The sequence below is a fragment of the Pseudomonas sp. GM60 genome, assembly GCF_000282415.1.
GTDB classification, from domain to species: Bacteria; Pseudomonadota; Gammaproteobacteria; order Pseudomonadales; family Pseudomonadaceae; genus Aquipseudomonas; species Aquipseudomonas migulae.
Window position 1 is genome coordinate 148011 of sequence record NZ_AKJI01000039.1, and the last position, 12786, is coordinate 160796.

Below are 12786 nucleotides of genomic sequence, written 5' to 3' on the forward strand. Positions count from 1 at the left end.
GAAACAGCGGCCGGGGTCAAACCACACAGATTTTTAGGAAGATTTAGAAGCGCGCTTTGGGCGTCGCCACGGGTATCGGATGGCTGCCATCGAGCGGCAGGAAACGACCCTGATCGGCGTCATAAGCTTTGATTGCGCTGGTCTCGATGTCGTAGACCCAGCCATGGATGAACAGATGACCGTTCGCCATGCGCGAGGCTACCGAGGGGTGGGTACGCAAGTGTTGCAATTGGGCGATGACATTCTCTTCGGTGAGGATGTGCATGGTCTCGTTTTCGTCGGTGCAGTTGCAGTTGTCGTGCACCATGGTTTTTGCAACTTCCGCATGCCGCAGCCAGGCTTTGACTGTGGGCATCTTTTCCAGGCTGTCGGGATTGAGCACCGCACGCATCGCGCCACAATCGGAGTGGCCGCAGATGATGATGTGTTGCACGCCCAGCGCCAGCACCGCGTACTCGATGGCCGTGGATACGCCACCGTTCATCTGGCCGTAAGGCGGTACGACGTTGCCCACGTTACGGGTCACGAACAGATCGCCCGGCGAACTGTGGGTGATCAGCTCGGGCACGATGCGTGAGTCGGCGCAGGTAATGAACATCGCCCTTGGCTGTTGAGCCGTGGCGAGTTTTTTGAAGAGTTCTTCCTGCTGCGGAAAGATCTCATGATGAAAATGCAAAAAGCCGTCAACAATATGCTTCAACGCTGCATCGGCGGTTTCTGCCTCGGATTGGGCTGAAGCCGACGCAGCCAACGGCTGTTTATCCTTGTCACTCATGAATTCATCCTCATTGGCGGAGTCAGGGAATTTTCCCGTTTTGTCCGGTGTGAAGCCAGTGGCTGTATAAAAAACATCCAGGCCGGAAATCTCGACCCGTCAGTCACTCGATGAACAAGGTAGCGGCCGAATCTTAACTGAAACTGAATGAACCGCTCTAGAACGTGTGTTCCAGATCACAAAAAACGTGACCGGCCTAAATGCGTCGCACGTTTTCCATTACTCACCATAGGCCAATTGTCCTTAAATCAGCGACATCTGGCGACCCGGCGGACAGAAGGCTTCGCAATCCAGATTGAAACCTTCCCGCTGATTGAGCCCCAGGCGTTTGATGGTTTTGGCAAAGCGTTGCGCCAGCAGGTCGGCAAATGGACCTTCGCCCCGCATCCGGCTGCCAAACCGACTGTCGTAGAGCTCGCCACCACGGCTCTGGCGGATCAGGCTCAACACATGGGCAGCCCGCTGAGGATAGTGGGCTGCCAGCCATTCTTCGAACAACGGCGCCACTTCCAGTGGCAGGCGCAGCATCATGTAGGCCGCACTTTGTGCGCCGGCCGCCTGTGCCTCGGTCAACAGGCTTTCGAGCTCGCTGTCGTTGATCATCGGAATCATCGGCGAACACAGCACCCCCACCGGAATCCCGGCTTCACGCATCACCCGGATCGCCCGGAGACGGGCCTTGGGCGCTGCTGCACGCGGTTCGAGGATGCGTTTGAGTTCATCGTCCAGAGTGGTAAGGCTGATCATCACCGCCACCAGCCTTTGCTCGGCGAGTTCGGCCAGCAGGTCCAGGTCGCGAAGAATCAGCGAGCCCTTGGTGATGATGGTCACCGGGTGACGGTAACGCAGCAGCACCTCCAGGGTTTTGCGGGTGATTTTGTGTTCGCGTTCGATCGGCTGATAAGGATCCGTGTTGGAGCCCAGGTTGATCGGCGCGCATTGATAGCCGCGTTTGGACAGCTGTTCTTCCAGCACATCGGCGGCGTTGGTCTTGGCGATCAATCGGGTTTCGAAATCCAGCCCCGGCGACATGTCCCAATAGGCGTGGCTGGGCCGTGCGTAGCAATAAATGCAGCCATGCTCGCAACCACGATAGGGATTGATCGAGCGATCGAAGGGCAGGTCTGGCGAGTTGTTGCGGGTGATGATGGTTTTAGCGGTCTCGATGCGCACCTCGGTGCCCTGGGTCATCGGCGCCTCCTGATACCAGCCATCGTCCTCCGCCACCGAGCGGTTTGGCGCGAAGCGGTTGTGCGGGTTGGTGGCGGTGCCGCGACCGCGGGGTGGCAAGGGAGTGCTCATCGGACAATACTCGTAGCTGTATGTGCATACAGTATCGAAGGTTGAGCGAACCGGCCAGTGCCGTTTGGCGCCCTGGCATAGCAGGATGACCATTTATTGTGTAATTGATTGACAAGTACAACTTGGCGCAACGCCGGGAAACAAATATCGAATAGCCCCGATGCTAACTTGATAAGTAGTATTCGCTTCGCACGAAGTTCCGTGTATTTACTTATTAAATGGAATTAATAAATGTCGTTATTCAATCAGCGCGGTATCTTTTTACAATTGCTGGCGCCGAGTATTGTCAACCCGCGGGAAGCGCAGGTATCGATGCAACTGGCTCGCAAGGAGCTGGGCTGGGACGCCGTGAATGAGCTGTCGACCGAGGCCCTGGTGGATTCAGCCTACGTGACGGCGGTCTCCAGTGATGGTGGCCGGTCCTTCACTATCAAAGCAGTCAATAGCGATGTGGACGGTGACGGCGATATCGACAGTGATGACAAGGAGAAACTGTTGGCCTTGGCGAAAGCGTATTCCAGTATCGTCAACCCTTAAGCCTGTTTATTAACTAAGCCTGTGTGAGATTCATACAGGCTTAGTTGCAATGGGGCATGAAACTACCGTCGTCCATGGTTGATCAATCGTATATAAATGGATGATTCACGATTCTTTGACAGACGGCTCACAGGTCTTTGACTGATCAGGGCTCAATCTGGCGTCGTCATCCCGCCTTTTTGCATACGGTCGCCGAGCATGTCCCTACGTCTTATCCCTGCGATGTGCCTGTCGCTGGTCGCATTCCTCAATCTGACGCTCGCCCACGCTGACGATGCGGTCGCACCCCGTCCTGCGGAGTGGGCTCAATCGGTCGAGGTGCAGTACAACCTCTTCCAGATGTCTCCAACGCTCTACCGCAGTGCATTGCCTGACCGCGGAGCCGTCCCGTTGCTGGAAAAACTCAAGGTCGCCACCGTGATCAACTTCCTGCCCGAGTCGGATTCAAGCTGGCTGGCCACGCCCGGTATAGACCAGGTGCAGTTGCCCTATCGCACCAACCACGTGGATGACGCGGATGTGCTCAAGGCCCTTCGCACCATTCAAGCCGCCGAAGCCAAAGGCCCGGTGTTGATGCACTGCAAGCACGGATCGGACCGGACCGGCCTGATGGCCGCCATGTACCGGGTAGTGGTGCAGGGCTGGAGCAAGGAAGACGCCCTGAACGAGATGACTCAAGGTGGCTTTGGCGACAGCACCCATTTCAAGGACGGTATTCGTTACATGATGCAGGCGGATGCCGAGAAGCTGCGCACTGCCCTGGCCAACGGGGAATGCAGTACAAGCCCGTTCGCGGCCTGCTCGATGAAGAGCTGGTTCAAGTCGGCCCACGTCGAGTAACAGCACCTCCCACAGCATTGCACTGCGGGAGGTCATTGCTGCACTCAGTGTTCGTCAGGCTTTTTCTTCAGCTTCGGGTTCGGGAAAAACTGCACGGCCTGAACCTTGGCGTCCGGCGCCTTCAGCGCCGATGTGTTGACCCGTGTGCCCAATTCCTTGGGCACGGACAGGCCTTGTTCATTCAACGTGTCGGAATAACCGCAGCCCACGCACTCGCGATGCGGGACATCGTCCTCGCTCCACATCATCAATTTGTCCGGCTCGCTGCAGGCCGGGCAGACCGCCCCGGCGATAAAGCGTTTTTTCGTCTTCACAGGTCCCTCGCTCATGCTGCTGCGTCCTCACTCAGGCCGCTGTGGCGCAAGAGTGCGTCAATCGACGGGGCACGGCCACGGAAGTCGACGAACAGCACCATCGGCTCCTGCGAACCACCGCGCGCGAGGATCGCTTCGCGGAAGGCGCGGCCGGTTTCGGCGTTGAGCACGCCGTCCTCTTCGAATTTCGAGAAGGCGTCTGCCGAGAGTACTTCAGCCCATTTGTAGCTGTAGTAACCCGCCGCATAACCGCCAGCGAAAATGTGCGCAAAGCTGTTCGGGAAGCGGTTGTAAGCCGGCGGGCGCATGACCGAGACCTCGTCGCGTATGCCTTCGAGCACTTGCAGCACGCTGCGGCCATCGCCGTGTGTGGCGTGCAGTTCGAAGTCGAACAGCGAGAATTCGAGCTGACGCACCATCATCAGGCCGGACTGGAAGTTCTTCGCGGCGAGCATTTTGCCCAGCAGGTCCTGCGGCAGCGGCTCACCGGTTTCGTAGTGACCGGAGATCAGCGCCAGGCCTTCCGGCTCCCAGCACCAGTTTTCCATGAACTGGCTTGGCAGCTCGACCGCGTCCCACGCCACGCCGTTGATGCCGGATACGCCGGCGTGTTCGACGCGGGTCAGCAGGTGATGCAGGCCGTGACCGAACTCGTGGAACAGGGTGGTCACTTCGTCGTGGGTCAGCAGCGCCGGTTTGCCGCTGTCGGCCGGGGTGAAGTTGCACACCAGGTTGGCAACCGGGCTTTGCAGCACGCCCTCAGCCGTGCGCCGACGGTCGCGGGCGCCGTCCATCCACGCGCCGCCGCGCTTGTTGGCGCGGGCGTAGAGGTCAAAGAAGAAGCGGCCGACGTGCTGGCCGTTTTCCTTGATCTCGAACAGGCGAACGTCAGGGTGCCAGGTGTCGAAGCCTTTCTGTTCGGCGATCTCGATGCCGTACAAACGTTGAACGATGGCGAACAAACCGCCCAGCACTTTGTCGATCGGGAAGTAAGCGCGCAGGGCTTCCTGGGCAACGCTGTAACGTTGTTCGCGGAGTTTTTCACCGTAGAAACCGCTGTCCCAACTTTGCAGGTCCGGGCAGCCTTGTTCGGCGGCGTAAGCCTTGAGTTGATCCAGATCCTGAGCGGCGAACGGCTTGCTGCGCTTGGCCAGATCGCGCAGGAAGCTGAGCACCTGATCGCTGGATTCGGCCATCTTGGTGGCCAGGCTCAGCTCCGAGAAACTGGCGAAACCCAGCAGCTTTGCCAGCTCCTGACGCAGGTCGAGGATTTCTTCCATCACCGGCCCGTTATCGTTCTGACCGGCATTCGGGCCTTGGTCCGACGCACGGGTGCAGTAGGCGGCGTAGACTTCTTCGCGCAGGGCACGGTCCTGGGCGTAGGTCATCACCGCGTAGTAGCTCGGGAATTCCAGGGTGATCAGGAAGCCTTCCAGATCTTTGGCCTGCGCTGCCGCAGCCATTTGTGCCTTGGCCGAATCGGTCAGGCCGGCGAGGGCGGCTTTGTCGGTAACGTGCTTGGTCCAGGCTTGAGTCGCGTCGAGCAGTTGGTTGGAGAAGCGGCTGCCCAGTTCGGAGAGCTTGCTTTGTACTTCGGCGTAACGTTTCTGCTCGGCTTCTGGCAGGTCGATACCCGACAGGCGGAAGTCACGCAGGGAGTGTTCCAGGATAGTTTTCTGCGCGACGTCGAAACCGGCGGCTTCCGGGCTGTTGGCCAAGGCTTCGAAGGCCTCGAACAGTTCGCGGTTCTGGCCCAGCTCGGTGGAGTAGGCGCTGAGCGCTGGCAGGCAGGACTCGTAGGCTTCGCGCAATTCGGGGCTGTTGCACACGGCGTTCAGGTGACTGACCGGGCTCCAGGCAGCGCCGAGACGATCGTTGAGCTCGTCCATCGCCAGCACCAGGCCGGCCCAGGTCGGTTGTTTGCCCTGGGTTTTGAGGATCTCGATAATCGCGGCGCGGTTGTCAGCCAGGATCTGTTCAATGGCCGGTTGCACGTGTTCGGCCCGGATCGCCGAGAACGGCGGCAGGTCGTAGGACTGCAAAAGAGGGTTGTTCACGCTCACGTTTGGCACCTTGGCTGGAAGAAACATGCGGCCATCTTAATTACAATCGACGCTCACCGCAGCTATCGGCAACAGAGAGAAACCCTATCGTGACCCTTCGCAAGTATCAGAACCACACGCCGCTGCTGGGCAAAGGCGCTTTTGTCGACAGTTCGGCGGTGGTGATCGGCGACGTCGAAATCGGCGATGACAGCTCCGTTTGGCCGCTGACGGTGATCCGCGGCGACATGCACCGCATCCGCATCGGTGCGCGCACCAGCGTGCAGGACGGCTGTGTGCTGCACATCACCCACGCCGGGCCGTTCAACCCCGATGGCTTTCCGTTGCTGATCGGCGACGACGTGACCATCGCGCACAAAGTCATGCTTCATGGGTGCAGCGTGGGCAACCGCGTATTGATCGGCATGGGCAGCATCGTCATGGACGGTGCGGTGGTCGCGGATGATGTGATCATCGGCGCCGGTAGCCTGGTGCCACCGGGCAAGCGCCTGGACAGTGGTTTTCTGTATGTGGGGAGTCCGGTGAAACAAATCCGCCCGCTGACGGACAAGGAAAAAGCCTTTTTCACCTACAGCGCGGCGAATTACGTGAAGCTCAAGGACCTGCATCTGGCCGAAGGCTACGATCAGCTCTGACCCCGGCGCTCTTATTCAGGATTCAACATGCATTACCAAACCGTTTTGTTCGACCTCGATGGCACACTGACCGACCCGCGCGAGGGCATCACCCGTTCGATCCAGTTCGCCCTGAGCAAACTCGGTATCGAAGAACCCGACCTGACCAAGCTTGAACACTTCATCGGCCCGCCGTTGTTGCAGGCGTTCATGCAGTTCTACGACTTCGACGAGCCCAAGGCGTGGGAAGCGGTGAATTTCTATCGCGAGCGCTTCAAGGTCACCGGCCTGTACGAAAACCGCGTGTTCGATGGCGTCACGCCGCTGCTCGAAACCCTCGTCGGGCAAGGGCGTCAGCTGTACATCGCGACCTCCAAGCCGTGGATCTTCGCCCGGGAAATCGCCCGGCACTTCGACTTCGCCAAACACTTCAAGGTGATTTACGGCAGTGAGCTGGATGGTACGCGGACCAACAAAGTCGAGTTGATCGCCCACCTGATGGCGGAAGAAAACCTGGACCCGGCCAACACCTTGATGATCGGCGACCGCAAACACGACCTGATCGGCGCACGCAGCAATGGGCTGGATGCGGCGGCGGTGGGCTATGGGTTTGGCAGCCGTGAGGAACTGAGCGCGGAAGCGCCGACCTATCATTTTGAAACGCTGGATGAGATGCATCAGGCGTTTTTGCAGCGCTAGCAAGTACGCCTTCGCGGGCAAGCCTCGCTCCTACGGATCGATGTATGTCCCGTAGGAGCGAGGCTTGCCCGCGAAGGCGTCCTCCGATACACATCCTGATCAACTGTTCTTACTCAAAATCCTGCTTGTCGTTCTAGCCTGAAGAGGCAGGCCACGATCAAGGAGGATCATCATTGCCGGAGTTAAAACACGCTCACCGATTGCGCACAGGACGATATTCGGAGTCCGGGCAGATTTACCTACTGACAGCGGTGCTTTTGAATCGAGAACCGTTGTTCCGCGACTTCTACAATGGGCGTTTGGTGGTCGATGCTTTTCGAACGGCAGAGCGAGAAGAGTTTGCGACGTCGCTAGCCTGGGTCGTCATGCCCGATCATTTCCATTGGTTGATCGAGCTAAAAAATACTCAGCTACCCAAGTTGATGGCTCGGACCAAATCACGCATTGCAGTGACGCTTAATCGTTCAGTTGGCCGCCAAGGTCCGGTTTGGCAGCACGGCTATCATGATCGCGCCATTCGAAAGGAAGAGGACTTGCAGGCGGTTGCTCGCTACATCGTCGCTAACCCGTTGCGTGCGGGTTTGGTTGAGAAGGTAGGGAATTATCCGCTGTGGGATGCAATCTGGTTGTGACCTTTAAGGGCCTCTTCGCGGGCAAGCCTCGCTCCTACAGGACTGATGAACATCCGTAGGAGCGAGGCTTGCCCGCGAAGGGGGCCGTTCAGTCACCGGAAATTTTCGATTCCGCAAACGCCTTTAATGCCGCCTTGCGCTCAGTAACCTCCAAAGCACCAAGCTTCTCCACCGCCGCATAAAACTTCACCCAATCCCCACCCGTTTGCCTGAACAACGCCGCAAACGCCGGCACCCACTGGTCGTACAAACCAAACGGCAACAACCGCGCATTGTTCATCGGCGCGTTGACCCACGCGTCATAGCGTTTATCTCCAGCCCATTGGCTGTCGCGTATCTGCCGGTATTCGGCTCGTAGCCGCTCGAACTCAGCGGCTTTGCGTTGCCTCATCTGTTCGGTTGGCAGCGGCAGGGCGTAGAGTTTTTCCAGTCGTGAGCGCGTATCCAGAACCAGCTGAATGAACTGATCCCGTCGCTGCGCCTGGGCGCCGTTGTCCGGCGCCAACCCGCGATGGGCACGCCACTGCCGAGTGCCTTCCTGTTCAACGAACGTGGCGAAAGACTCGTTGAACTCCGTGTCGTCCTTCACATAAAAGCGCTGATGGGCCAGTTCATGGAAGATCAACGTTGCCAACCGTTCATCGCCCCAACCCATCATCGAACTGATAATCGGATCGTTGAACCAGCCGAGCGTCGAATAGGCCTCGACGCCGCCGATCGATACGTCCATACCTTGCAATCGCAGCAACGCCGCCTCACCACGGGCCGCGCTCTGGTTGTAATAGCCGCGGTAGGCGACGCAACCGGCGACGGGAAAGCAGTGGTTTTGCGGTGTAAGGGAAAATTCCGGCGTGGCGAACACGTTCCAGACTACGAATGGTCGGCCAATGTCGGCGTACAAACGGTAGCTCTGGTTATCCGGCAGATGCAGCTGCTGGCTGGCAAACGCCCGGGCCTTTTGCGACTGGGCCAGATGCGCACGCAGCTTTTGATCGCGGGTGGGGTCGGCAATCACGTCGGAAACCGGCTCCCGAGCCCGCAGCAATTGCAGCTGGCCACTGGCCAATTGGCTGTAATAGCTGACGCTGGCGCAACCGTTGAGCAACAAAAACAACACACCCGGAAACAAAACACGCAAAACGCGATCAAGTAACCCAAGGCTTGGAAGCGGCCTGATCAAAATAAAATCATCCCTGGAGAGTCTTCCCGCAAGACTATCCCGCCTGACTGGAGCTCCGCTATGCGCAAGATGATGCTGACGGGAGGCCTGTTGTTGCTGACAGGCTGTGCAGGATTCGGATTACCCCACCATGATCCGTCTCAAGCGTGGATCGATCTCGATACACCGCAGGAAGACACCGCACTGCAAGCGCTGGAAGTCGATGACAAGGCCTCCACCGACAAGCGCTACTTCGAGGTCCAGCCCGGCAGTCATGAGTTGACGGTGCGTTATCTGTTCCCGGTCGATCCGAGCAACATCGGGCCGGACGCCGAGCCGCTATGGCGCGATTGCCAACTGAATGTGAAATTCAACAATTTCAACGCGGGTGAGAAATATCAGCTGCAAGCAGGGAATATCGGTTTTCGGCCGTGGGCCAAGCTCTATGACCAACAACGAAAAGTGATAGGCCAAGGCACTCCGGCAGGCTGTCAACGGACCTGATCGGCGTTATGCTGAATGTCCAATCCTCGGGACATTCATCATGCGCAGGTTATTGCTATTGCTCGCGGCAAGCGCCTTTGCCGGTTGCCAGAGCCCGTTACCGGCGGTCAATCCTCAGATGGCCTGGGTCGAGTTTTCTACGCCATTCCCGAACGATAAGTTGCTGATGGCGGAACGACTGGACAAGCAGCGACTGCGCGACGGGCGTTTCTTCCAGGTGACGCCCGGCAGCCATGAGCTGGTCGTTCGATTCGACTTTGAAGTGCCCGGTGGCGGGGGCTTTGGTGTGATGAGCGGTCCCACGGAACGGTTGTGCTACCTGACCATCAACTACGATCATTTCGAAGCAGGCCAGCGTTATGTGCTGGAAGGCCGTTCGATAGCGTTCACTCCCGGCGCTCGTTTGTACAACGCCAAGCGGGAAATCGTCGCTGAAGACCGAGAGTCCTATTGCCTCATGTGAGGCGGATCAACTGTCGTTCTTCTGGTAAATGATGGCTTTGGTGCCGTTGTCGCAAGTGCCGACGACCATCGCGGCGTCATGCTGGGCGGCCTCTTCCTTCGACACGATTTCCAGCGTGTAGGAGGGCACGGCATTCGCCTGAATCTTCACTTCGATCTCATTCTTGAGTTCTTCGCAATCCTTGGGCGCAGCGAGTGCCGAAGTGGCCAGTAAACTGCAGATAATCGCCAGGGCAAAACGTTTCATGGTTGAAGCTCCTTTGAAGCAGCACGCAGGTTGATGCGTTTTCACTGCTGTCATTTATTCGACCACAGGGACGCCAGCCGGGTTTTGTTTCAGCGCAAAAAAATCGCAGCCTGTCGAAGGCTGCGATTTTTTTTGCCCGATAAGACGGGTCTAGAGCAGCGTCGCATCCAGGCTGATTTTCGCATTCAGCACTTTGGACACCGGGCAGCCTTCTTTGGCTTTATTGCTCAGTTCCTCGAACTGCGCCTGGGTCGCCCCAGGGATTTTCGCCTTCAGGATCAACTTCACCGCAGTGATCGAAAACCCTCCGTCGACCTGGTCTAGCGTGACCTCGGCATTCGTATCGATGCTGTCAGCCTTGAGACCGGCGTCGCCGAGAATCATCGAAAAAGCCATGGAGAAACAACCGGCGTGGGCCGCGCCGATCAGCTCTTCCGGATTGGTGCCTTTACCACCTTCGAAACGTGCCTTGAAGCCGTAGGGCGCTTCTCTGAGAACACCGGTTTCGGTGGAAATCGAGCCGATGCCGGTTTTCAGGTCACCTTCCCAATGCGCCGATGCTTTCTTGGTAATAGCCATGTCTGCCTCCTCAAGATCCGGCGCGAAGCGTCGCGCCTTCGTGGTTTTCGGTTGCCAGGGTTCTGAGGATAGACGGCGATGCAAAGTTCACCTGAATTCATTAGTCCTACCGTTTTCGTAGGTTTTTTTGTCTCGGCTATTGAAACTCGGGTATATGCCCTCATTGCATGAAGCACGCTTATGGATTCGGCAGGTTTTCGTTTGCAAGAAAAAACCTGCGACCTCAACTGGAGAAGCAGGTTTATGAAACGACTGTCCGATATCAAGTTCTCGACCCTTGATCTGGTGCCCGTGCGCGAGAACGGCAGCGCGGCCCAGTCGCTGCGCAATTCCCTGGACCTGGCGCAGCACGTCGAAAAATTTGGCTACAACCGCTTCTGGGTGGCCGAGCACCACAACATGGACGGCATCGCCAGCTCCGCGACTTCGGTGTTGCTGGGCTATCTGGCCGGCGGCACGTCGACCATTCGGGTCGGCTCGGGTGGCGTGATGCTGCCCAACCACGCGCCATTGGTGATCGCCGAGCAGTTCGGCACCCTCGAAAGCCTGTATCCGGGCCGGATCGACCTGGGCCTGGGCCGCGCCCCCGGTTCCGATCAGATGACTGCACGCGCCTTGCGTCGCGAGCGTTCCGGCAGTGCCGACGATTTCCCTGAAGATGTGGCGGAGCTGGTGCGCTACCTCGGTCCACGCACGCCAGACCAGCGAATCATCGCCATGCCGGGCACCGGCACCAACGTTCCGGTCTGGTTGTTGGGGTCGAGCCTGTTCAGTGCACAACTGGCAGGTGAGCGCGGTTTGCCCTACGCGTTCGCTTCCCATTTCGCACCGCGCTTCATGCATGAGGCGATTCGCGTCTATCGCAATCACTTCAAGCCTTCAGCGGTACTGGACAAGCCCTACGTGATGCTTGGCGTTCCGCTGGTAGCGGCTGACACCGACGAGCAGGCCGAGTATCTGGCGACATCGGTTTACCAGCGCATCCTCGCGTTGATGCGTGGTCAAAGCCTGGTCCAGCGTCCACCGGTGAAAACCATGGATGGCCTGTGGCTGCCCCATGAGAAAGACGCGGTGCATGATTTCCTGGGACTGGCGATGGTGGGCAGCCCACAGAAGATCCGCGCCAAACTGGACGTATTGATCGAGCAGACCCAGGCAGACGAGCTGATTTTTACCTGCGACCTGTATGAACATGCCGATCGCGTGCATTCCTATGAGTTGCTGGCGCAAGTCATGAAGGGCTGAGACCTGTAGGAGCGAGCTTGCTCGCGATGGACGAGAGAGCGCCCGGGTTTATTCAGAAAACACGCGCTATCGTTATGGTCCATCGCGAGCAAGCTCGCTCCTACAGTGAATTGAAGGGGGATCATCCGCGTTTGTAGACGATTTCCTTGGTGCCTTTCTCACAGGTGCCGACGACTTTTCCGCCAGCAGCAGCGCCTTTATCTACAATTTCCAGTGAGTAGTTCGACACACCTCTGGCATCCAGCTTCGCTGCGATTTCGGCTTTCAGCTCTTCGCATGGCTTGCCGTCAGCAAACGCCGCGCCCGCAAGGCTCAACAAACCTACCGCCAACATAAACTTCTTCATCGGTCGCATTCCCTGGTCGGATCAAAGGGAGCATCCAGCCATCAGCCGGATGCACTCATGTAGCGCTTTGCCATTCCCTATGGCACTCGGCCAGCGCGCAAGTTCAGAAGACTAGCTCAAACTCAGCTGCTGGCAATCCGGAACCCGACCTTGAGCGTCACCTGGAAGTGCGCTGCCTTGCCGTCCTTGATGTGCCCGCGGGTTTCGGTCACTTCGAACCATTCCATGTACTTGAGACTTTTACTGGCTTCGGCCAGCGCGTTGTTGATGGCGTCTTCAATGCTGCTGGTGGATGAGCCGACAAGTTCGACTTTCTTGTAAGTGTGATGGTCAGTCATGGGCGTTCTCCTCAGGGTGTGAAATACAGCCTAGCAGTGATTTTTCGTATTACTTCTGCCGGCCTTCAAGAGGCAGAAGTTCAGATTTACTGCACTTTCTTGAACCTCTGAAGTCCCAACCAACACACGC

The 12786-nt window shown here is 57.9% G+C and carries 17 protein-coding genes; 8 read left to right on the top strand and 9 right to left on the bottom strand.

All coding sequences use genetic code 11. The features are described from left to right. Positions 1 to 43: 43 nt before the first annotated feature. Both PMI32_RS18800 and PMI32_RS18795 read right to left on the bottom strand, forming a co-directional pair. The gene (locus PMI32_RS18800; RefSeq protein WP_008027706.1) at positions 44 to 775 is read right to left on the bottom strand and encodes a carbonic anhydrase; all 732 of its coding nucleotides are present in this window, start codon (positions 773 to 775) and stop codon (positions 44 to 46) included. A gap of 243 nt (positions 776 to 1018) precedes the next feature. Then, complete coding sequence (locus PMI32_RS18795; protein WP_008027708.1) at positions 1019 to 2077, bottom strand: PA0069 family radical SAM protein; 1059 nt, start codon at positions 2075 to 2077, stop codon at positions 1019 to 1021. A 231-nt stretch (positions 2078 to 2308) separates the two neighbouring features. On the opposite strand from PMI32_RS18795, the gene PMI32_RS18790 reads away from it, so the two are divergent. Next, positions 2309 to 2614, top strand: coding sequence for a hypothetical protein (locus PMI32_RS18790; protein WP_008027709.1), 306 nt, complete (start codon positions 2309 to 2311; stop codon positions 2612 to 2614). 198 nt (positions 2615 to 2812) lie between these two features. Further along, positions 2813 to 3454 (top strand): dual specificity protein phosphatase family protein, encoded by a 642-nt coding sequence (locus tag PMI32_RS18785; RefSeq protein WP_008027710.1) that lies wholly within the window; start codon positions 2813 to 2815, stop codon positions 3452 to 3454. Positions 3455 to 3498: 44 nt separating this feature from the next. Here the strand turns inward: PMI32_RS18785 and PMI32_RS18780 are convergent, their stop codons facing one another. Both PMI32_RS18780 and prlC read right to left on the bottom strand, forming a co-directional pair. Further along, positions 3499 to 3783, bottom strand: coding sequence for a YheV family putative zinc ribbon protein (locus PMI32_RS18780; RefSeq protein ID WP_008027712.1), 285 nt, complete (start codon positions 3781 to 3783; stop codon positions 3499 to 3501). After that, positions 3780 to 5831: an oligopeptidase A gene (gene prlC / locus PMI32_RS18775; protein ID WP_008027713.1), complete on the bottom strand. Its 2052-nt coding sequence runs from the start codon at positions 5829 to 5831 to the stop codon at positions 3780 to 3782. Before prlC ends, PMI32_RS18780 begins: the two co-directional genes overlap by 4 nt. 89 nt (positions 5832 to 5920) lie before the next feature. Here prlC and PMI32_RS18770 point away from each other — a divergent pair, with 89 nt between their 5' ends. From PMI32_RS18770 to PMI32_RS18760, 3 genes are all read left to right on the top strand, one after another. Beyond that, positions 5921 to 6466: a gamma carbonic anhydrase family protein gene (locus PMI32_RS18770; protein ID WP_008027715.1), complete on the top strand. Its 546-nt coding sequence runs from the start codon at positions 5921 to 5923 to the stop codon at positions 6464 to 6466. A gap of 27 nt (positions 6467 to 6493) precedes the next feature. Beyond that, positions 6494 to 7144, top strand: a complete 651-nt coding sequence (locus tag PMI32_RS18765) for an HAD family hydrolase (RefSeq protein WP_008027717.1) — start codon at positions 6494 to 6496, stop codon at positions 7142 to 7144. Between the two features lie 173 nt (positions 7145 to 7317). Further along, a complete protein-coding gene (locus tag PMI32_RS18760) occupies positions 7318 to 7776 on the top strand; it encodes an REP-associated tyrosine transposase (RefSeq protein WP_008027719.1) in 459 nt (152 codons plus the stop codon). 88 nt (positions 7777 to 7864) lie between these two features. On the opposite strand, the gene PMI32_RS18755 is transcribed toward PMI32_RS18760, so the two are convergent. Then, positions 7865 to 8956, bottom strand: a complete 1092-nt coding sequence (locus tag PMI32_RS18755) for an aminopeptidase (RefSeq protein WP_008027721.1) — start codon at positions 8954 to 8956, stop codon at positions 7865 to 7867. 60 nt (positions 8957 to 9016) lie between these two features. Here PMI32_RS18755 and PMI32_RS18750 point away from each other — a divergent pair, with 60 nt between their 5' ends. Further along, on the top strand, positions 9017 to 9439 hold the full coding sequence (locus PMI32_RS18750) for a PA0061/PA0062 family lipoprotein (protein ID WP_008027723.1): 423 nt from the start codon (positions 9017 to 9019) through the stop codon (positions 9437 to 9439). Between the two features lie 40 nt (positions 9440 to 9479). Then, the gene (locus PMI32_RS18745; RefSeq protein WP_008027726.1) at positions 9480 to 9902 is read left to right on the top strand and encodes a PA0061/PA0062 family lipoprotein; all 423 of its coding nucleotides are present in this window, start codon (positions 9480 to 9482) and stop codon (positions 9900 to 9902) included. A gap of 6 nt (positions 9903 to 9908) precedes the next feature. Here PMI32_RS18745 and PMI32_RS18740 read toward each other — a convergent pair whose 3' ends face one another. Together PMI32_RS18740 and PMI32_RS18735 are read right to left on the bottom strand one after the other, a co-directional pair. Further along, positions 9909 to 10148, bottom strand: a complete 240-nt coding sequence (locus tag PMI32_RS18740; RefSeq protein WP_008027728.1) for a DUF1161 domain-containing protein — start codon at positions 10146 to 10148, stop codon at positions 9909 to 9911. Positions 10149 to 10298: 150 nt separating this feature from the next. Further along, positions 10299 to 10727 carry an OsmC family protein gene (locus tag PMI32_RS18735; protein WP_008027730.1) on the bottom strand — a complete coding sequence of 143 codons (429 nt, stop codon included), beginning with the start codon at positions 10725 to 10727 and terminating at the stop codon, positions 10299 to 10301. A gap of 243 nt (positions 10728 to 10970) precedes the next feature. Between PMI32_RS18735 and PMI32_RS18730 the strand changes: the two genes are divergently transcribed. Then, on the top strand, positions 10971 to 11972 hold the full coding sequence (locus tag PMI32_RS18730; RefSeq protein WP_008027732.1) for an LLM class flavin-dependent oxidoreductase: 1002 nt from the start codon (positions 10971 to 10973) through the stop codon (positions 11970 to 11972). A 121-nt stretch (positions 11973 to 12093) separates the two neighbouring features. Here PMI32_RS18730 and PMI32_RS18725 read toward each other — a convergent pair whose 3' ends face one another. Continuing rightward, positions 12094 to 12318: a DUF1161 domain-containing protein gene (locus tag PMI32_RS18725; protein ID WP_008027735.1), complete on the bottom strand. Its 225-nt coding sequence runs from the start codon at positions 12316 to 12318 to the stop codon at positions 12094 to 12096. A gap of 122 nt (positions 12319 to 12440) precedes the next feature. Continuing rightward, positions 12441 to 12656 carry a dodecin gene (locus PMI32_RS18720; protein ID WP_008027736.1) on the bottom strand — a complete coding sequence of 72 codons (216 nt, stop codon included), beginning with the start codon at positions 12654 to 12656 and terminating at the stop codon, positions 12441 to 12443. Positions 12657 to 12786 lie beyond the last annotated feature (130 nt).